Annotated in this window: 12 protein-coding genes; 7 read left to right on the top strand and 5 right to left on the bottom strand. The window is 72.4% G+C overall.

Annotated features, from left to right (window positions below; translation table 11 throughout):
- Positions 1-198 precede the first annotated feature (198 nt).
- From E0D90_RS03540 to E0D90_RS03515, 6 genes are all read left to right on the top strand, one after another.
- On the top strand, positions 199-2931 hold the full coding sequence (locus E0D90_RS03540) for an FHA domain-containing protein (RefSeq protein ID WP_130796554.1): 2733 nt from the start codon (positions 199-201) through the stop codon (positions 2929-2931).
- A 201-nt stretch (positions 2932-3132) separates the two neighbouring features.
- Positions 3133-4527: an ABC transporter substrate-binding protein gene (locus E0D90_RS03535; protein ID WP_130796553.1), complete on the top strand. Its 1395-nt coding sequence runs from the start codon at positions 3133-3135 to the stop codon at positions 4525-4527.
- Positions 4528-4548: 21 nt separating this feature from the next.
- The gene (locus tag E0D90_RS03530) at positions 4549-5847 is read left to right on the top strand and encodes a carbohydrate ABC transporter permease (protein WP_130796552.1); all 1299 of its coding nucleotides are present in this window, start codon (positions 4549-4551) and stop codon (positions 5845-5847) included.
- Complete coding sequence (locus tag E0D90_RS03525) at positions 5844-6698, top strand: carbohydrate ABC transporter permease (protein ID WP_103501356.1); 855 nt, start codon at positions 5844-5846, stop codon at positions 6696-6698. The genes E0D90_RS03530 and E0D90_RS03525 overlap by 4 nt, the downstream gene beginning before the upstream one ends.
- A 336-nt stretch (positions 6699-7034) precedes the next feature.
- Positions 7035-8912 (top strand): stealth family protein, encoded by a 1878-nt coding sequence (locus tag E0D90_RS03520; RefSeq protein WP_103501357.1) that lies wholly within the window; start codon positions 7035-7037, stop codon positions 8910-8912.
- A gap of 140 nt (positions 8913-9052) precedes the next feature.
- A complete protein-coding gene (locus E0D90_RS03515; protein WP_103528214.1) occupies positions 9053-9484 on the top strand; it encodes a PPOX class F420-dependent oxidoreductase in 432 nt (143 codons plus the stop codon).
- 163 nt (positions 9485-9647) lie between these two features.
- Here E0D90_RS03515 and E0D90_RS03510 read toward each other — a convergent pair whose 3' ends face one another.
- The 4 genes from E0D90_RS03510 to E0D90_RS03495 form a co-directional block, all read right to left on the bottom strand.
- Entirely contained in the window at positions 9648-10361 is a 714-nt protein-coding gene (locus E0D90_RS03510; RefSeq protein ID WP_227869962.1) for a polyprenol monophosphomannose synthase, read from the bottom strand.
- A 292-nt stretch (positions 10362-10653) separates the two neighbouring features.
- Complete coding sequence (locus E0D90_RS03505; protein ID WP_103528216.1) at positions 10654-15684, bottom strand: NAD-glutamate dehydrogenase; 5031 nt, start codon at positions 15682-15684, stop codon at positions 10654-10656.
- 369 nt (positions 15685-16053) lie between these two features.
- Complete coding sequence (locus E0D90_RS03500) at positions 16054-16827, bottom strand: HAD family hydrolase (protein WP_130796551.1); 774 nt, start codon at positions 16825-16827, stop codon at positions 16054-16056.
- A 77-nt stretch (positions 16828-16904) separates the two neighbouring features.
- Positions 16905-17408: a DUF6912 family protein gene (locus tag E0D90_RS03495; RefSeq protein WP_103501362.1), complete on the bottom strand. Its 504-nt coding sequence runs from the start codon at positions 17406-17408 to the stop codon at positions 16905-16907.
- Between the two features lie 168 nt (positions 17409-17576).
- Here E0D90_RS03495 and E0D90_RS03490 point away from each other — a divergent pair, with 168 nt between their 5' ends.
- A complete protein-coding gene (locus tag E0D90_RS03490; protein WP_103501363.1) occupies positions 17577-18038 on the top strand; it encodes an Rv3235 family protein in 462 nt (153 codons plus the stop codon).
- 95 nt (positions 18039-18133) lie between these two features.
- Here E0D90_RS03490 and secA read toward each other — a convergent pair whose 3' ends face one another.
- Positions 18134-20938 carry a preprotein translocase subunit SecA gene (secA, locus tag E0D90_RS03485; RefSeq protein ID WP_130796550.1) on the bottom strand — a complete coding sequence of 935 codons (2805 nt, stop codon included), beginning with the start codon at positions 20936-20938 and terminating at the stop codon, positions 18134-18136.
- Between the last annotated feature and the right edge of the window lie 85 nt (positions 20939-21023).

The following is a 21023-nucleotide window of genomic DNA, read 5'->3' as shown; positions in this document are numbered from 1 at the left end:
TCCAGCCGGGTCGCCTGCGGGCCGGATGCCCGGAGTGCGCGTGGGGAGCGTGCGGGGCCGGAACGATCACTTCTGGCCGATCAGATCCAGTCAGTTCCGGACAGTGAAGATCACGAACTGTCCGAGGTGGCGCGAGGTGTCGGCGGCAGGTGCGAGGATGCCAGCAGGCTTCAGACGCCGATGTGACCGGGAGAGCCGATGCAGCTCAGGTTGACCGTTCTCGGACCGCAGGGCGGAGCCCACGACGCCGGTACCGACGTCACCGTCACCGCCCCCGACGGCACCCCCCTCACGGCGGTGCTCCCCGCGCTCGCCGAGACCGCGACGCCGGGCGCGGGTCCGCCGTCCGCCGTCTTCTGCGGACCGGAGCGGCTCGACCCCCAGGACACGGTCCTCGGCGCCCCTCCCCTGCTGGACGGCGCGGTGCTGGCGTTCCAGCGCCCGGCGGAGGCCGCCACCACCGGCGCACGGGCGCGGCTGCTGGTGGTCTCCGGCCCGGACGCCGGCGGCGTCCACCTGCTGCACGGCGGCGAGATCAGGGTCGGCCGCTCGGGCACGGCCGAGGTACCGCTCGACGACCCGGACGTCTCCCGCCGGCACTGCGTCGTCACCGTCGCCGCCGACGGCACGCTGACCGTGCGCGACTCCGGCTCCACCAACGGCACCACCCTGGACGGCCGGCCGGTCGGCGAGCGGCCCCGTACGCTGCCGCTCGGCGCCGAGCTGCGTCTCGGCGAGTCGGTGCTCCGGGTGGTCCTCGACGACGGCGTGTCCGGAGGGGGTCTGCCCGGCGGGGGCGGCACGGGCGAGCGCACCCACCCCACCCACCGGGGCGAGGCGGCCGGGGCGACCATTCCGGGCCAGTCCGCGCGCGGCGGGGCGGGAACCGGCCGGGAACGGCCCGCTCCCGGGGGCGCGAGCGACCTCGTCAGCGAGCCGACCACCGGACATCCGGCCCGCAGGCGACCCGGCTGGAACCTTCGCCGTCCGGACGGCGCCGAGCCGGGTCACCCCGCCCGGTCGACAAGTCCGGCGGGCGCGACGGTCTCCGGCAGCGGGAGGGGCCCGGCCGGCGCACCGGCACCCCGCGGGTCCGGCCGGGAACGCTGGCCGGACCCGGCGACACTGCTGCTGGCCGCCGTCGAGTCCCACGCCCCGCTCTGGGAACGCGACGCGGCCCACCGGGACGCCCTGACCGTCCGGCTCGGCTCCGGGCAGCGCGCCGCCGGGCCGCTGGTCCCGGTCACGGTCGGCCTCTCGGCCGCCGGTTCGCTGGGCCTGGCCGGGCCGCGCCCCCGGCTGCGAGCGCTGGCCCGCGCCGCCGTGGCCCAGCTGGCGGCCCTGCACCCGCCCAGCGCCGTGGAGTTGGTGACGATCGCTCCGGGCTGCGCCACGGAGTGGGCGTGGACGGGCTGGCTGCCGCACACCCGTCCGACCACGCAGCCCTGCCACCGGCTGCTGGCCTTCGACCACGAACAGGCCGCCGCGCGGGTCGCCGAGCTGATCGCCCGGCTGCCCTCGCCCGGCGGGCCGGGGCACGGGCGGAGCGTGCGGCCCGGTTCCCCGGAGCGGCGCACCGTCGTGCTGGTCGACGGTGACCTCGCCGGTGAGCGGCTCCGGGGGGACCTGGCCCGGCTGGCGGCCGAGGGCCCGGCCGCGGGCGTCCATCTGCTCTGCCTGGCCGAGGCGCCGGCCGCCACCCCCGCCTCGCCTGTCACCGACACGGTCACCGCCGCCCAGCACGCCCTGCCCGCGTTCGCGGCGTGCGGCATGCGCGGGGTACTGGCGGGCGAGGTCGCGACCTCGCTGAGGCTGCTGCTCCCGGACGGCGAGGCCGGTCCGCCGGCCACCATGGACGGGGTGTCCGGCGCCTGGGCGGAACGGCTGGCCCGCGCGCTGGCGCCGCTGCGCGAGGCGACCGGGGGCGACGCAGAGCCGCTTCCGGAGTCGGCACGGCTGCTGGATGTCCTCCGGCTGCCCCGCGTCACTCCGGCGGCGCTCCGCACCCGCTGGGAGGCGACCGAAGGGCTGCCGCTGGTTCTGGGCTCTGCGGTCGACGGCCCGCTCGCCACCGATCTGGCGGCGGCGCCGGGGCCGCTGCTCGTCGAGGGGCCGGCCCGCTCGGGCCGCACCGAGCTGCTGTGCTCCCTGGCGGCCTCGCTCTGTGCGACGGCGGGGCCGCGAGGGCTCTCGCTGCTCCTGGTGGACGGCCCCGACGAGGGGCTCGCACCGTGCGCGGAGCTGCCCCAGGTGAGCGAGCGGCTGCGCACGACCGACCCGGTGCGCATGCGGACCTTCGCGCAGGCACTGCGCGCCGAACTGAACCGCCGGGCGGCGCTGCTGGGCGAGGGACCGTTCGAGACCTGGACGGGTGAGCCGGCGGCTGCGCCGCTGCGCGTGGTCGGCCCACGCCGTGGCGAGGACCACGGCGCGGGTACGGCGGCGCCCTGCGCGCCGGAGGGCACGGACCCGCTGCCGCGGTTGGTGGTGATCGCCGACGACGTCGCCGCGCTGCGCGCCCCGGCGCTCGGGGCGCCGGGCCGGCCTGCGGCGGGTTCGGTGGTGCGGGTGCTGGACGCCGTGGTGCGGGAGGGGGGCCGGCTCGGTGTGCATCTGATCGCCGCCGACGAGGCGGCCTCGGCGCCCGGAGCGTTGCGGATCCGGCTCACCGGCCTCCCGCCGGGCCGGGCCGAGCTGGTCGGTGCCGGAGGCGGCATACCGTTCCAGGCCGGCCGGGTGACCGGCCGCATTCCGCGCACGGCGACGCTGCGGCCGTCGGTGGCGGCGCTGGACTGGGCGCGGCTCGGTGACCGGCCGGCCCGCCGACCGGTGCGCGAGCTGGGCAACGGGCCGACGGACATCGCCCTGCTGGCCAGCGCGGCGACCGCCGCCGCGCGTTCCGAGGCGGCTCCGGCGGCCTCCAACGCGTGAGCCCGACGCCTGGTCCCCGTAACGGACACATCACGAATGAGGTGTTGAGAAGTTAAACGCTCTTGCCTGTGACGCCTGAGCAGCGTAGGAACGGCTAGCAGCGCGGGAGCGAGTCTCGGCATGCCTTCGGGGCGTTCCAGGTCCGTACCTGCGCGTTATCGATGAAGCGACGATGGTTCACAGGTAAAAAGGGCGGTCATCATGAACAGCGCCATCCGTTCCAGCCGTAGGACACGGCATCTCGGCCAGATCGCGGCGGTCGCCACCGCCGCGGCCCTGGTCCTCACGGCATGCGGCAGCGACGACAGCGGCGGCGGGTCCGGTGGCGGTGGCGGCGGTGGTGACAACGGCGCCTCGCTGGACCTGCCGGACCTCAGCGGCGAGACCCTGGAGGTCGCCGCGGTGTGGACCGGCGCCGAGCAGTCCAACTTCATGGCGGCCATCGCCGACTTCGAGGAGCAGACCGGCGCCAAGGTCAGCTTCGTGCCGACCGGCGACAACCTGTCGACGTTCATCGGCCAGAAGATCGACGGCGGCGCGGCCCCCGACGTGGCGATCGTGGCCCAGGTCGGCGTGGTGCACGAGTTCGCCGACAAGGGCTGGCTCGCCCCGGTGGGCGCCCTGGCCGAGGAGCAGCTGGCGGAGAACTACGACGCGGGCTGGCGCGACCTCGGCGCCTACGAGGGCGAGCAGTACGGCGTGTACGTCAAGGCCGCCAACAAGTCCCTGGTCTGGTACAACAACACCGCGTTCACCAACGCCGGTGTCGAGCCGCCGACCACCTGGGACGAGTTCGTGGCGACCGCGGGCACCGTCTCCGACTCGGGCGTGGACCCGGTCTCCGTCGGCGGCGCCGACGGCTGGACCCTGACCGACTGGTTCGAGAACATCTACCTCTCGCAGGCCGGCCCGGAGCTGTACGACCAGCTGGCCGCGCACGAGATCCCGTGGACCGACGAGTCGGTGACCGAGGCGCTCACCACCCTGGGCGAGCTGTTCGGCCAGGAGCGGCTGCTGGCGGGCGGCAGTGCCGGCGCGCTGCGCACCGACTTCCCGACCTCGGTGACCCAGACCTTCGCCGACCTGGAGGCCCCGTCGGCCGCCATGGTCTACGAGGGCGACTTCGTCGCCTCGGTGATCAGCGACTCCACCGACGCCGTCGTGGGCGAGGACGCGCTGGTCTTCCCGTTCCCGGCGGTCGGTGACGACTCCCCCGTGGTCAGCGGCGGCGACGTCGCCGTGGCGCTCTCCCCCGACACCGGCGAGGCGACCGAGGCCCAGGAGGCGCTGATGGCGTTCCTGGCCTCGACCGACGCGGCCGCCACCTGGGCGGGCCAGGGCGGGTTCCTCTCGCCGAACAAGGCGCTCGGCTTCGACGCCTACCCGGACGACGTGCAGCGTGAGATCGCCGAGGCGCTGATCTCCGCCGGTGACGACTTCCGCTTCGACATGTCCGACCTGGCCCCGGCCGCCTTCGGTGGCACCACCGGGCAGGGCATGTGGCAGGCGCTGCAGGACTTCCTGCGCGACCCCGAGGACATCGAGGGCGTCCAGGAGTACCTGGAGTCGCAGGCGGCCGCCGCCTACGGCGACTGATCCGCGGGCGGACTGCCGACCATGGCGAAAGGCCCAGCCATGTTCCGGGGACGTCCCTGGATCGTGGCCTCGTTCCTGCTGCCGGCGCTGCTGCTCCTGGGCGCGCTGGTGGTCTATCCGATCATCTTCTCTCTCTACCGAAGCCTCTTCGACGCGTCCGGTGACGGGTTCGTCGGTTTCGGCAACTACCAGTCGCTGTTCACGGACCCGGCGATCAGAAAGGCGTTGCAGAACAACCTCATCTGGATCGCGGTGGCGCCCGCTGTCGCCACCGGACTCGGCTTGATCTTCGCGGTCCTGACCGAGCGGATCCGCTGGGCGACCGCGTTCAAGTTGTTGATTTTCATGCCCATGGCGATCTCCATGCTGGCCGCGGGCATCATCTTCCGGCTCGTCTACGAGGCGGACCCGGACCGGGGCGTGGCCAACGCGGTCGCGGTCTCGGTGCACGACACCTTCTCGGAGGGCGCGCCGTGGCCGGGCGCCCATCCGCGCCCCGACGACGGCATGTCGGAGGAGCCGGACGGCGCGATCGTGCTGGACCAGGCGGTCTCCGCGGGTGACTCCGTGCTGCTCCCGCTGGTGCGGGTGGCGCCGCCGGCCGTGGCCGACGCCGAACAGGCGGTGCCCGCCGCGTCGTCCTCGGACGGGGTCACGGGCACCGTCTGGCTCGACTTCACCCAGGGCGGTGGTGGCGAGCCCGGGGTGATCGACGACGGTGAGAAGGCCCTGGCCGGGATCACCGTGCAGGCGGTCCAGGACGGCTCGGTGGTGGCGTCCGCCACCACGCAGGCCGACGGCACCTTCTCGTTGCCCGCCGAGGCGGACGGGGCCCAGCTGCGGCTGGCCGCGTCCAACTTCGCGGCCAGCTACAACGGTGTCGACTGGCTCGGCCCGTCGCTGGTGACGCCGGCGATCATCGGCAGCTACGTGTGGATGTGGGCCGGCTTCGCGATGGTGCTCATCGCGGCCGGACTGGCCGGTGTGCCCCGGGAGATCATGGAGGCCGCCCGGGTGGACGGCGCCAACGAGTGGCAGGTGTTCCGCCGGATCACCGTGCCACTGCTCGCCCCGGTCCTCGGGGTGGTGATGGTGACGTTGATGATCAACGTGCTGAAGGTCTTCGACCTGGTGCTGATCATCGCGCCCGGGTCGGTCCAACCCGACGCCAACGTGCTGGCGCTCCAGCTGTACACGGTGTCCTTCGGCGCCGGATCGAACCAGGGCCTGGGCTCGGCGATCGCGATCTTCCTGCTGCTGCTGGTGATCCCGGTGATGATCGTCAACGTGCGCCGGCTGCGTAAGGAGGCCCAGCGATGAAGACTTCCGTCGCGTCGCGCATCGCGTCGTTCGCCTCCGGGGGCCTGGTCCGGGCGGTGCTGATCGTCCTGGCCCTGCTGTGGCTGATGCCCACCGCCGGACTGCTGCTGTCCTCGTTCCGCGACCCGCGGGACATGGCCTCCAGCGGCTGGTGGACGGTCTTCACCGACCCCGGCCAGCTGACCGGGGCCAACTACACGGAGATCCTCCAGAACGACGCCATCACCGGCTCGTTGTGGACCACCGCGCTCATCACCGTGCCCGCCACCCTGCTGGTGCTGGTCCTCGGCGCGATGGCCGCCTACGCCTTCGCGTGGCTGGACTTCCCCGGCCGGGACTGGTGGTTCATCGGCGTGGTGGCACTGCTGGTGGTGCCGATCCAGGTGGCGCTGATCCCGGTCGCGCGTCTGTTCAACACGCTCGGCCTGTTCGAGACCACCTTCGGCGTGGTGATCTTCCACGCCGCGTTCGGTCTGCCGTTCGCGATCTTCCTGCTGCGCAACTTCTTCGCGGAGATCCCGCGGGAGCTGCTGGAGGCCGCGCGGCTGGACGGCGCCGGTGAGCTGCGGCTCTTCACCCGGGTGGTGCTGCCGCTGGGCGGTCCCGCCATCGCCGCGCTGGCGATCTTCCAGTTCATGTGGGTGTGGAACGACATGCTGGTGGCGCTGGTGTTCGCCGACCCCAGCTCGCCGCCGATGACGGTGGCGCTGCAGCAGCAGATGCGGCAGTTCGACTCCAACATCGACGTGCTGGCGCCCGGCGCCTTCCTGTCGATGCTGGTGCCGCTGGCGATCTTCTTCGCGTTCCAGAAGCAGTTCGTCGCGGGGATGATGGGCGGCGCGGTGAAGTAGCCCGCCCCCGTCCGGGCCGAAGCGTCGCCCCGGCCCCGTGACCAGGGATGCCCGTTCACTCTCAGGAGTGAACGGGCATTCCGCGTCTCCGGGCCCGGCGCGGCTGCGTACCGGATCGTCGACAGTCCGGTGATGCCTCCTTTGACAAAGGCTGGGAAGGAGTACCGTGCCGATGTGTACCGCACCGGGTCATCCGGCCGGATCGTGCCCGAAACGGCCGGAACCCCTGGTGACGTACGGCACACTGACGGAAATCGGTGACGTTTCGAAAGTCGCCGCCCGACGAGGCCGTCCTCGTACGTGACGGGCGGCGCCCGTGGGAGGAGAACCGGTGCGATGAGCGCACAACCCGAGCAGGACGGTGGCCAGGCGGGTGGTCCCGTCCGTAACCCGGAGGCGTCGAGCCTGGTCGCCCTGTACCGCAAGCTGGTGCCCGTGGCGGCACGGCGTGCGGTGGCCGGAAGATCCTCGCTGCGGCTGCGCTCGGCTGTGAAGCGCTCGCTGACCCTGTCGCAGGCGGTCCCCGACCGGATCGCCGAGCGCCGGGCGGCACTGGCGCTGCGCCGCGCCCCACAGGTGTACGCGGCGAAGGGCCGCCGTCTGGTGACGGTGAACCGGCGCCCCAAGGCAGCGCATGTGCGCGCCTACCCCTCTCCGCTCCAGGCCCAGGCCCAGGCGACGGAGTGGATCTGCGACGCGCTGGACCAGGCCGGCGTCGACCACTTCGTGGTCCGCGGCACCGACCCGGCCGCCGGCTGCGTGGGAGTGCCCGCCGACCGCCGGGCCGAGGCCCTGGCCGCCCTGACCGCCCTGTGCTCCCGCACCGCCGGCTACCTGGTGGCCGAGCAGACCCGCCGGGCGGGCCCCCGCACCACCCCGGTCGGCGGCGCCGGCACCCGCCGTCAGCTGCAGGCACGGGTGATACGCCTCTGCTGGTACTTCACCGACGAGCACGGCACGGCGTCGATCGGTGACCGCTTCGGCTGCGACATCGAGTTCTGGCCCGCGGACGGCCTCGGCGGGCTGACGGCGCCCCGCCCCAACCGCTGCACGGACGAGGTGCCGCCCGACGAGGAGCGCGTCACCGTTCCGCTCGCCCGGGTGAGCCCGCTGCTGGCCCGGGACGCCGCGGCCGACGTCAAGGTCCGCACCCTCCCCGAGTTCGCCCACCCGCTGCCCGACGACATCCGCTTCCCCGTGGACGCCGTGTACACATGGGTCGACGGGTCCGACCCGGCGTGGCTGCGGCGCCGTGCCGAGTTCTCCGGCGAGGGCTATCACGAGGAGGCCGCCAACGCGGCGCGCTTCCTCAGCCGGGACGAGCTGCGGTACTCGCTGCGCTCCCTCGCCCAGTACGCACCGTGGATCAACCACGTGTACCTGGTGACCGACGACCAGACGCCGGAGTGGCTGGACACCGACCACCCCGGGATCACCGTCGTCAGCCACCGCGAGATCTTCCGCGACCCCTCGGTCCTCCCGACGTTCAACTCGCACGCCATCGAAAGCCAGTTGCACCACATCGAGGGGCTGTCCGAGCACTTCCTCTACCTCAACGACGACGTCTTCCTCGGCCGCCTGGCGACCCCGCAGGACTTCTTCCTCGCCAACGGGCTGTCGAAGTTCTTCCTCTCCAAGGCGCACGTGCCCTTCGGCCGCCCCTCCAGCGAGGACGTACCGGTGTCGGTGGCGGGCAAGAACAACCGCGCCGTGATCGAGGAACGATTCGGCAGCGTCATCACGCAGAAGATGAAGCACGTGCCGCACGCCCTGCAGCGCAGCGTGCTGGAGGAGATCGAGGAGGAGTTCGCCGAGCGGCACCGCGACACCGCGGCCAACCGGTTCCGCGAGCTCAACGACCTGTCGGTGACCTCCTCGCTGCACCACTACTACGCGTTCCTCACCGGCCGCGCGGTGCCGGGCGACATGGTCTACAACTACTTCGACATGGCGCACCCGCACACCCCGGCGCGACTCGGCCGGTTGCTGGCGGCCCGCGACCGAGCGGTGTTCTGCCTCAACGACACGGTCTCCAGCGAGGCGGACCTCGACCAGCAGCTCGCCGTGATGCAGCCCTTCCTCCAGGCGTACTACCCGTTCGCCAGCCCCTTCGAGCGGGTCAGCAGCGGCGCCGACGGGGCCGCCCCGGACTCCCGGTCACCGGCCGACGCCGGCGGCCCGGCGCCCGCACCGCCCGTCCCCGCCGGCGGCTGACAGCCGCCCGCGAGAGCCGGGCCGGCGACACCGCGGCCCGGCCCGGTCACCCGGGCATCCCCCGACCGGCCGTTCACCCGGCCGGGGGACGCGCCGGGCGGCTCGGAATACGCGGCGCGGGGCGGCGAGTTGGTCCCGACATGACGGAGACCTCTTTCGACCCGCACGCGCTGCTCGCGGAGAGCCGCCTCGGCGTCCTCGCCACCCTCAGGTCCGACGGCCGCCCCCAGCTCTCCCCGGTGACACCCGCCTACGACCGCGACGCCGGAGTCATCCGCGTCTCCACCTCGGCGAGGACCGCGAAGGCGGCCAACCTCCGCCGGGACCCCCGGGCGGCGCTGGAGGTGACCGGGCCGGACGGCTGGGAGTGGGCGACCGCCGAGGGCACGGTCACCCTCGACGGGCCGGGAACCGACCCGCACGGACCGGAGGTGCAGGCGCTGGTGGACTACTACCGGGCGGCCGCGGGCGAGCACCCCGACTGGGACGAGTACCGGGCGGCGATGGTCGCCGACCGCCGGGTGCTGATCACGCTCACGGTCGACCACGTCTACGGCGCGCGGGTCCGCTGACCAAGGGGCACCGCTGACCAAGGGGCACCACCGGCCGAGGGCCCCGCTGATCAAGGGCCCGCCGGTCAACGGCGTCGCGATCAACGGCCCGCCGGTCAACGGCGCGGCGCCCACGCGCCCACGCGCCCGCCGGTCAACGGCGCGGCGCCCACGCGCCCACCGGTCAGCGGTGGGCGCGCAGCCGTAGCCGCCAGGGCAGCAGCGCCGCCTCGACCTGGACGGCCGCCGACATCTTGGAGGCGCCCGCCCGCCGTTCCGTGAAGGTGATCGGCACCTCCACGGGCCGGCAGCCACGTCGCAACGCCCGGTACTTCAGCTCCATCTGGAAGGCGTACCCGGCGCTGCCGGCGGTGCCCGGCCGCAGGGCGCGCAGCGTCTGCGCACTCCACAGGTTGAACCCGCCGGTCAGGTCCCGGACCCGCGAGGCGAGCACCGCCTGGGCGTAGAGGTTGGCGCAGCCGGAGAGCAGCCGCCGGTGCAGCCCCCACTCGGCGGAGAGGGCACCACCCGCGACATAGCGGCTGCCGATCACCAGCCCCGCCCCGGTGGAGCGCGCCACCCCGAGCATCGCCGGGACGACGGCCGTCGGGTGGCTGCCGTCGGCGTCCATCTGCAGGACGTAGCCCGCGCCGTCGGCGAGCGCCTGCCGCATCCCGGCCGCGTAGGCACGGCCCAGCCCGGCCTTGCCGGGGCGGTGCAGCACCGCCATCCGGGGACGGCCGGGGGCGTTGTGGCGCAGCGCGAGGCGTTCGGCGAGCCGTCCGGTCCCGTCCGGGCTGGCGTCGTCCACCACCAGCAGCCGGAGCCCCGGCAGCGGCAGTGCCAGCAGGGCGTCGGCGACCACCGGGAGGGTCAGCGCCTCGTTGTACGTCGGCATGACGACGGTCAGCGGCGTCGCCGCCCATTCGGCGGGCAGGGGCAGCGGTGTACGGCGCCGCACCCGGCCGGCGCGGGGCACGGCCCCGGACCAGCCCGGCAGCGCTGTGGGGCCGGTCCCCGTGGTGGTACGCGCGGGCTTCATACGGTCACGGTAGGCAGCGGAGCGCGATCCCACCCGCCGGATGGGCGGTACGGGTGACGCGACGCCCGGCACCGCGCCGGCCCCGGGCGGATGCCCGGGGCCGGCGCGGTCTGTGTGGGCGCGCGCCGTGCGGCGCGCGCCCACGCCGTCAGCGGTTGCTGCGCAGCAGGGTGCGCATGGTGCGCATCGCGACCGAGAGGTTGGCCAGGTCGAAGGTGTCCGACTCCTGGATCTCCCGCAGCGTGGCGCGGGCGCGGCCCAGGATGGCCTGGTTGCGCTCGCTCCAGGCGGCGACCCGCTGCTCCGGGTCGTCGTTGCTGTCACCGGCCGAGAGCACGTCGGCGGTGATCAGCTGGTGCGCCGCGTACAGGTCCTCCCGGATCGCGGTGCGGGCCATCGACTGCCAGCGGTCGGCTCGCGGCAGCTCGCTGATCCGGTCCTGGAGGCGGGAGATGCCCAGCTGGTCGGCGAGGTGGTAGTAGACCTGCGCCACGTCCAGCAGTTCGCGCCCGGTGCGGTCCGCGACGGCGACCACGTCCAGCGCGGGGAAGGCCGCGGAGAACCCGGCGACCTGCTGGGCCAGTTCGCCCGGGACGCCGCTCTCGACCAGTTCGTCGTGGACCGAGGTGTGCCATTCGAGGTCCTGGCCGCGCAGCAGCTTGGGCAGCTCCTGCCAGACCTGCCCGACCCGGCCCGCGAAGAAGTCGATCGTCTCGGCCAGTTGCAGCGGCTGCGGACGGTTGTTCAGCAGCCAGCGGGCACCGCGCTCGACCATCCGCCGCGAGTGCAGCCGGATGCGGGTGAGCATCTGGGCGTCGACCTGGTTGTCCAGCCGCTCGGCCGTGTCCCAGATCAGGTTGAGCGCGAAGATGGCGCGGGCGGCGGTGTGCGCGCGCACGATCTCCTCGACGGAGGCGCCGGACTCCTCGCGCATCCGGTGCACGAACGACGAACCACCCACGTTGATGGTGTCGTTGACCAGCATCGTGTTGATGATCTCGCGCCGAAGCGCGTGGCTCTCCACGCCCTCGGGGAACCGCTCGCGGAGCGCCGTGGGGAAGTAGAGCTGAAGCAGGCCCTGGGAGTACGGGTCGTCCGGCAGGCCGGTGCCCATCAGCTCCTCGGTGATGGCGAGCTTGGAGTACGCCAGCAGCACGGCCAGTTCGGGCTGGGTGAGCCCTTCTCCGCTGTGCAGCCGCTCGTGGATCTGCTCGTCGTCCGGCAGGAACTCCAGCCGGCGGTCGAGCCGTCCGTCCGCCTCCAGCTGGCGGATCAGCCGCTGGTGGGCGAGGAGCAGTCCGGGCGATGTAGCCATGTCGTTGGCCTGGGCGACGTTCTGCGCGTAGTTGTTGCGCAGCACGATGGTGCCGACCTCGTCGGTCATCCGGGCCAGCAGCTTGTTGCGCTGCTTGATGGTGAGGTCGCCGTTGGCGACCACGCCGTTGAGCAGGATCTTGATGTTCACCTCGTGGTCGGAGGTGTCGACGCCCGCGCTGTTGTCGATGGCGTCTGTGTTGCAGTGGCCGCCGCGTTCGGCGAACTCGATCCGGCCCAGCTGCGTCATGCCGAGGTTGCCGCCCTCGCCGACGACCTTGGCGCGGACCTCGCGGCCGTCGACGCGGATCGCGTCGTTGGCGCGGTCCCCGGCGTCGGCCTGGCTCTCGTGGGAGGACTTGACGTAGGTGCCGATGCCGCCGTTCCACAACAGGTCGACGGGGGCGCGCAGCACCGCCTGCATCAGCTCGGCGGGCGGCATCGCCACCGTCTTGCCGGCAATGCCCAGGGCCGCGCGCACCTGCGGGGTGATCGGGATGGACTTGGCGCTGCGGGAGTGGACCCCGCCGCCCTTGGAGATCAGCGAGGTGTCGTAGTCCGCCCACGAGGAGCGGGGCAGGTCGTACAGCCGCTGGCGCTCGGCGAAGGAGGACGCCGCCTCGGGGTCGGGGTCGATGAAGATGTGGCGGTGGTCGAAGGCGGCGACCAGCCGGATCCGGTCGGAGAGCAGCATGCCGTTGCCGAAGACGTCACCGGACATGTCGCCGATGCCGGCGACGGTGAACTCCTCGGTCTGGGTGTCGTGGCCCAGTTCGCGGAAGTGCCGCTTCACCGACTCCCAGGCGCCGCGCGCGGTGATGCCCATGCCCTTGTGGTCGTAGCCCGCGGAGCCGCCGGAGGCGAAGGCGTCCCCGAGCCAGAAGCCGTAGGACTGGGCGACCTCGTTGGCGATGTCGGAGAAGGTCGCGGTGCCCTTGTCGGCGGCGACGACCAGGTAGGTGTCGTCCCCGTCGTGGCGCACCACCTGACGCGGCGGCACGACATCGCCGTCGACCAGGTTGTCGGTGATGTCCAGCAGGCCGGAGATGAAGGTGCGGTAGCAGGCGATGCCCTCGGCGAGCCAGGCGTCGCGGTCGGTACCCGGTTCGGGGAGCCGCTTGGCGACGAACCCGCCCTTGGCGCCGACCGGCACGATGACGGTGTTCTTGACCTCCTGCGCCTTCACCAGGCCGAGGATCTCGGTGCGGAAGTCCTCCCGCCGGTCGGACCAGCGCAGCCCGCCGCGGGCGACCTTGCCGAAGCGCAGGTGGACGCCCTCGACGCGCGGCGAGTACACCCAGATCTCGTACGCGGGGCGGGGCTCGGGCAGGTCCGTGATGGCCTGCGGGTCGAGCTTCATCGACAGGTACGGGCGGGGCGCGCCGTCGTCGTCGGTCTGGAAGTAGTTGCAGCGCAGCGTGGCGTTGATGACGGTGCGGAACGCCCGGAGGATGCGGTCCTCGTCCAGGTTGGAGACCTGGTCCAGCGCGCCGTCCAGCTCCTCCAGGATGCCGTCGGTCAGCTCCCGTCCGGCGGTCTGCCGTTCGGGGTTGAGCCGGGCCTCGAAGAGGGAGACCAGCAGCCGGGTGGTGTGGACGTTCTTGCGGAGCGTCTCCTCCATGTTCTCGCGCGAGAACCGGGCGCCGGCCTGCCAGAGGTACTTGGCGTAGGCGCGCAGCACCATGGACTGGCGCCAGGTGAGCCCGGCGGCCAGCACCAGGGCGTTGATGCCGTCGTTCTCGGCGGCGCCCGTCCAGGCGGCGGAGAAGGCGTCCTGGAAGCGCTCGCGGGTGTCGCTGGTGAGCCCGGAGGCGAGGTGTTCGGGGATGCGCAGCCCGAAGTCGTAGATCCATGCGGTGGAGCCGTCGGTGGGGCGCAGCTCGTAGGGCCGCTCGTCGACGACCTCCACGCCGAGGCAGTGCAGCACCGGCAGCACGGCGGAGAGCGAGACCGGGGCGCCGGTGCGGTAGATCTTGAGGCGGCGTTCGCCGGGTGCGGCGCTGACCGGCTCGTAGAGGCTGAGCGCGAAGGCGTGGTCGGAGTCGGCGGTGACTCCGGTACCGGCCGGCGCGTCGCCGGGCTGGTCGAGTTCGAGGACGTACTGGAGGTCGGCGACGGCCGCGCGGGGCGGGAAGTCCGCCTTGTACCCCTCGGGGAAGGCGTTGTGGAACCGGCGGCCGACCTCGGCGGCCTGTTCCTCGCCGCACTCCGCGAGCAGCGCCTCGGTGAAGCCGTCCGTCCAGGAGCGGGACGCCTCGGCGAGGCGGGTCTCGATCCGGTCGACGTCGGCGTCGGTCAGCTCGGCCAGTTCGGTGCCGGGTGCGATCCGGATGACGAAGTGCAGCCGGGACAGAACCGATTCGGTGTTCCAGGCGGTGAAGTCGACGTTGGCGCCGCCCAGTTCCTCGGAGAGGATGTCGACCAGCCGCAGCCGCACCGAGGTGGTGTAGCGGTCGCGCGGCAGGTAGACCAGCGCCGAGTAGTAGCGGCCGTACTCGTCCTGGCGCAGGAAGAGCCGCAGCCGGCGGCGTTCCTGGAGCTGGAGGACGGCGGTGGCGATGGCACGCAGCGTCTCCACCGGCGTCTGGAACAGCTCGTCACGCGGGTAGGTCTCCAGGATCTGGAGCAGGTCGCGTCCGCTGTGGCTGTCGGGAGCGAACCCGGCGGCGGCCAGCACCTCGGAGACCTTGCGGCGGATCACCGGGACGCGCCGAACCGACTCGGTGTAGGCCGCGGAGGAGAACAGCCCGAGGAAGCGGCGCTCGCCGGTGACGTTGCCGTCCTCGTCGAAGGTCTTGACGCCGACGTAGTCCAGGTAGGAGCGGCGGTGGACGGTGGCCCGGCTGTTGGCCTTGGTCAGCACCAGCACCCGCGGCTCGCGGGCCTTGGCACGGGCCGCCGCCGACAGCCGGCTGAACGCCGGGGAGGCCGCCGAGGCGGGGCGCTCGACGCCGGGGTGGTAGGGCGGATTGCCCTCGACGTAGTGGGTGGGGTCGGAGCGCAGCACGCCCAGTCCGCTGCCGGGGACGGCGGTGAGCAGGTCGTTCTGGCCGCCGTTGTCCTCGCGGTCCAGGCGGTACTCGCGGTAGCCGATGAAGGTGAAGTGGTCGGCGGCCAGCCAGCGCAGCAGCTCCCGCGCCTCCTCGACCTCCTGGCCCGCGACATGGTCGCCGGGCACGTCCCCCGGCAGGCTGTCGGCGATGCTGAGTGCCCGCTCCCGCATCTTCTGCCAGTCCTCGACGGATTCGCGGACGTCGCTGAGGACCCGGCGCAGGTCTCCCTCGATCTCCTTGAGGTCGTCGCGGTCGGTCTCGCGGTCGATCTCGACGTGGATCCACGACTCGATGACGGCGTCCGGCGGAAGGTCGTCCGGGTGGTAGTTGGTGGCGCTCTCGCCGTACGGGTCGCGGCCGACGTCCAGGACTTCGAGCAGCTTGCCGGTGATGTCACGGCGCACGATCATCTGCGGGTGGACGACGATGTGGATGCCGCGGTCCTGGCGGGACAGCTCGTTGGTGACGGAGTCCACGAGGAAGGGCATGTCGTCGGTGACCACCTCGACGACCGTGTGGCTGCACGTCCAGCCCATCTCGTCCACCGTCGGGGTGTAGACCCGGACGTTGGCGGTGCCCTGGGGGCGGGTGTCGGCGAGCCGGAAGTGGGAGAGGGCGGCGCCGTAGACGTCCACCGGGTCGCGGCCGGCGAGGTCCTCGGGGGCGACGAACAGGTAGTAGCGCTGCAGGTAGGCGCGGAGCGCGGCCGCGTCCATACCGTGCGAGGGCTGGCCGCCGGCCGGCCCCCGGGCCGCGACGTCGGCGGCCCGCTCCAGTTGTTCGGCCTTGCCTTCATCCAGCTTGGTGTGCATACCTCGGGCTCCTGTCACGCGCCGTTGCGGGACGTGGTTGTCGGGATGTCGGTCGGTGGTGTCGGTTCGGGGCCGGTCCGGTGGGGCGTCACCCGGGTCGACATCGGCCGTCCTGTGGCCTCGCGGTGCTCCTGCCCGCGGGCGGGATCGGCGGTCCGCTCGCCGCGCCGTCACGGGCGCCGGTGGGAGCCGGTACGGCGGGGGAGGCGACGCTGCCCCCGGCGGTTATCGCACTGATCACGCCGCAAGGCTATCGTCTCGCGGTGGGGCGGGGGACATGGCCGCTCTGGGCAAATCGGGGCACGGATATTGGCCCTTCCGGACAGAAACGCGTCACCCCGGCGCGTGTCCCGCGGCGGCGCACCGGCCTCAGCCGACCAGTTCCCGGGCGACGCGCACCGCGTCGCCGAGGGTGTCCACCACCGGCACCCCGACCCGCTCCAGACTGGCGCGGCTGTGCGAACCCCCGGTGTAGAGAACGGCCTTGGCGCCCGCGTGGGCGGCGGCCAGCGCATCGTCCGCGGCGTCCCCGATGACCACCGTACGGGCGGGCGCCACGCCCGGCAGCCCGGAGACGTGACGGGTCATCGCGGCCGCCTTGCCGAGTCTGGTGCCGCCACCGTGGTCCCCGTCGACGCAAAGGAAGTGGGAGCCGATGCCCAGCCGGCTGATCCAGGGCAGCAGTCGGTCGTGCGGCGCCAGCGAGCAGACCGACTGCGTTCCGCCCTCGGCGACCCAGCCCGCCAGCAGTTCGGCGCTGCCGTCGGTGAGGGCGGCCCGTTCGGAGCGGGCGAAGTAGTGGCGGTGGAAGGTGCCGTCCATCACCTCCCACTCGGCGGGGGTCGGCACCCGGCCGAGCAGCCGCTGGTAGAAGCGCGGGATGGGAACGCAGAACAGCTCGCGGTAGCGCTCCAGCGTGATCGGCGGTATGCCGATCTCCTGGAAGGAGGCGTTGGTGGCCTCCAGGACGACGTCGATGTCGTGCAGCAGGGTGCCGTTCCAGTCCCACACGATGTGGGCCCCGGCCCGGGCGGCTTCGGTGGCCTCGGTGGTCGTGGCGGTCGTCTCGGTCGCTGCTGCGGCCGTCGCGGTCGCGATGACGGCCGCGGCGGATGTTCCGGCGGGCGGCGCTCCGTTCTCCATCCCATGACCGTACGGGAACCCACCGACAGCGCGCTCGGTGATAACCGCCGCACGGGTCCCCGTGGCATCAGGAACGGTCACACCAGGGTGTCGATCTCCTGGACGCCGTACCAGAGCAGTTCGTGGTCGGCGGCACCGTCCACGGCGATCCGGGCGTCCTCATCGCCCTTCGCGGCGGCCTCCAGCGCCCCGACGGCGGCGGCCACGTCCTCGGCGGCCTCGTCGGCGTCCACGTGCACGGCGGCCACCTCCGCGAGGGTGACGGGCCGGTCGACGGTGACCTCTCCGAGGGTCTCCGCGTCCAGGGCGCGGTCCGGGTCGGCGTGCGCGTCGCGCGGCCCGACCTCGACCGCCACCACCACGCGCCGCGTCGGCGCTCCCGGGTCGGCCGCCAGCAGCGGCAGCACGGCCTGTGCGGCGCGGCCGAGCGCGGCGTACTCCAACTCCTCCTCGGTGCCGGAGAGATACCACTCGCGCAGGGCGGGTGTGACGGCGTAGCCGGTGAGCGGGGCGGGCGCCACCTCCCCCGAACGGTGCAGCTCGGCCAGTCCGGGCAGGGTGAGCGGGAGGTAGACGCGCATGGATATCAGAATACGTCCCGCCGGCGGAGGGGACCGGCCGGTGGTCCCCGCCGGGCGGCCGGCGCGGGCGGCGGTGCCGGGTCACCGTCTCGCGGGGTTGCGAACGATGTGATCACGTGATTACACTCCGCAGTTATTACCGATGAGTAGCTTCACGGGGAGGTCATCATGCGGGCCAGTACGCGTCGCCCGGTCACCGTCACATCGCAGCGCCGGCCCGGGCCCGGCGGCCCAGGGCGGGGCCGCCCGCTGGAGAGGCCGGCCGTCCCCGACGGCGCCCGGCCGCAGCACTGGTTCGCCCAGCGGCTGCTGCTGGTGCTGAGCGGGCAGCGCCCGGTACACAGCTTGCTGGGACACGTCCAGGGCGAGGCTTTCGACCAGCTGACCAGGCTCTCGCTCACCGCGCCGCTGGGTCCGGCGTCGGCACCGGAGGGCTGGCGGCCTCCGGCCGTCCGGCAGGTCGGCGTCTGCCGCCCCGCCACGGGAGTGCTGGAGGCGTTCGCCCGCGTCGGCTCGGACGAACGCGTCCACGCCCTGGCGTTCCGGCTGGAGCGGCGCGGCGGCAGATGGTGGTGCTGCGCCGTCGAGCTCGGCCCCCGGCCGCAACGCCGCTCACCGGCCCGCCGCTGAGCCCCGGAAACAGCGAAGGGGCCGCGTCCCACCGAAGTGGGACACGGCCCCGGGCCCGTTCACGCCCGGACGCCCGCGCGGGGCGCCTCACTCACTCACTTCTTGCGGCGACGGCCGCCCTTCTGTGCCTTGCGACGGTCCGCGCGGCTTCCGGTGCCACCGGTGGTGGCACCGCCGGCGTCGTCGAAGTCGCCCTCGACCACGCCGCCCTCGCCGTCGACCGACGGGGCGGAGAAGTGCAGCCGGTCGGTGCGCTTGGGGGCCTCCAGCCCCTTGGCCTTGATCGCGGGGCGGCCACCGGCCGGCGCCGCGTCCTGCGGGGCCTTCTCCAGCCGGTCGCCCTCGGACACCGGAACCTCCTCGACCTTCCGCTCGACCTGGACCTCCAGGTTGAACAGGTAGCCGACGGACTCCTCCTTGATGGCCTCCATCATGGCGGTGAACATGTCGAAGCCCTCGCGCTGGAACTCCACCACCGGGTCGCGCTGGGCCATCGCCCGCAGGCCGATGCCCTCCTGGAGGTAGTCCATCTCGTAGAGGTGCTCACGCCACTTGCGGTCCAGCACCGACAGCACCACGCGGCGTTCCAGCTCCCGCATGACCTCCGAGCCCAGCTCCTTCTCCCGGGCGTCGTACTGCGCGTGCACGTCCTGCTTGATCGAGTCCGCGATGAACTCGGCGGTCAGGCCCTCACGGTCACCGACGGTGTCGTCGAGCTCGTCGACGGTGACCACCACCGGGTACAGCTGCCGGAACGCGCCCCACAGCCGTTCGAGGTCCCACTCCTCCGCGAAGCCGTCCGCCGTCTCCGCCTGCACATAGGCGTCGATGGTGTCGTCCATGAAGAAGCGCACCTGCTCGTGGAGGTCCTCGCCCTCCAGCACCTTGCGGCGCTCGGCGTAGATGACCTCACGCTGCCGGTTGAGCACCTCGTCGTACTTGAGGACGTTCTTCCGGATCTCGAAGTTCTGCTGCTCGACCTGGCCCTGCGCGGAGGCGATCGCCCGCGTGACCATCTTGTTCTCGATCGGCACGTCGTCGGGCACGTTGGCCATCGACATCACCCGCTCGACCATCGCGGCCTTGAACAGCCGCATCAGGTCGTCACCCAGGGACAGGTAGAACCGCGACTCCCCCGGGTCTCCCTGACGGCCGGAACGACCGCGCAGCTGGTTGTCGATGCGCCGGGACTCGTGGCGCTCGGTGCCAAGGACGTAGAGCCCGCCGAGGTCCTTGACCTCCTCGAACTCCGTCGCCACACCGCGCTCCGCGCGCTCCAGCGCGTCGGGGAGGGCCGCCGCCCACTCCTCGATGTGCTCGACCGGGTCCAGGCCCTTGCCGCGCAGCTCGTTCTCGGCGATGTCGTCGGGGTTGCCGCCCAGCTTGATGTCGGTGCCGCGGCCCGCCATGTTGGTGGCGACCGTGACCGCGCCACGCCGGCCCGCCTTGGAGACGATCTGCGCCTCACGCTCGTGGTTCTTGGCGTTGAGGACCTCGTGCCGGACCCCGCGCTTGTCGAGCTGCTTGGAGAGGTACTCCGACTTCTCGACGGAGGTGGTACCCACCAGCACCGGCTGACCGGTGGCGTGCTTCTCCACCACGTCCTCGACCACGGCGGCGAACTTGGCCACCTCGGTGCGGTAGATGAGGTCGGCCTGGTCCACCCGCGCCAGACCGCGGTGGGTGGGGATCGGCACCACACCGAGCTTGTAGATCTGGTGCAGCTCGGCGGCCTCGGTCATCGCCGTACCGGTCATGCCCGACAGGGTGTCGTAGAGGCGGAAGTAGTTCTGGAGGGTGATCTTGGCGAGGGTCTGGTTCTCGTCCTTGATCTTCACACCCTCCTTCGCCTCGATCGCCTGGTGCATGCCCTCGTTGTAGCGGCGGCCGGCGAGCGTACGGCCGGTGTGCTCGTCGACGATCACGACCTCGCCGTCCACGACGACGTAGTCCTTGTCCGCCTTGTAGAGCTCCTTGGCCTTGATCGCGTTGTTGAGGTAGCCGACCAGAGGGGTGTTCACCGACTCGTAGAGGTTGTCGATGCCCAGCCAGTCCTCGACCTTGGCGACGCCCGCGTCGTGGATGGCGACGGTGCGCTTCTTCTCGTCCACGTCGTAGTCGCCGGTCTCGGTGATCTGCCGCGTCGGCTGGGCGGGCTCGCCCTTCTCCAGGCGCTTCACCAGCTTCGAGAAGTCCGCGTACCACTTGGTGGCCTGGTCCGCCGGACCCGAGATGATCAGCGGCGTCCGCGCCTCGTCGATGAGGATCGAGTCTGCCTCGTCGACCACGGCGAAGAAGTGCCCGCGCTGGACCAGTTCCTCACGCGACCACGCCATGTTGTCGCGCAGGTAGTCGAAGCCGAACTCGTTGTTGGTGCCGTGGGTGATGTCGCAGGCGTACTGCTCGCGGCGCTTGGCCGGGGGCATCCCGCCGGTGATGCAGCCGACGGACAGCCCGAGGAAGCTGTGCACCCGGCCCATCCACTCGGAGTCACGCTGGGCGAGGTAGTCGTTCACCGTGATCTGGTGAACGCCCTTGCCCGCGAGGGCGTTGAGGTAGGCCGGGAGCGTGGAGACCAGGGTCTTGCCCTCACCGGTCTTCATCTCGGCGACATGGCCGAGGTGCATCGCCGCGCCGCCCATGATCTGGACGTCGTAGTGACGCTGACCGAGCACCCGCTTCGCCGCCTCCCGGACGGTGGCGAACGCCTCGGGCATCAGGTCGTTGAGGGTCTCGCCCTCGGCGAGACGCTCCCGGTACTCGTCGGTGAGTGCCCGCAGCTCCGCGTCCGTCAGGTTCAGGAAGTCCTCTTCAATGGAGTTGACCTGATTGGCGATGCGGTGCAGCTTGCGCAGGATCTTTCCTTCGCCTGCTCGCATGAGCTTGTTGAAGACGGACACGAGGGCTGGTCTCCTTGCCGGTCGGATGCTTGGGCGCGGCTTCCCGTCAGGGCGGGGCCCCGCCGCACCGGCCATCGTATGCGAG

The sequence above is a fragment of the Streptomyces otsuchiensis genome, from assembly GCF_004305975.1.
GTDB classification, from domain to species: domain Bacteria; phylum Actinomycetota; class Actinomycetes; order Streptomycetales; family Streptomycetaceae; genus Streptomyces; species Streptomyces otsuchiensis.
This window is presented reverse-complemented; position numbering and strand designations above follow the sequence as displayed.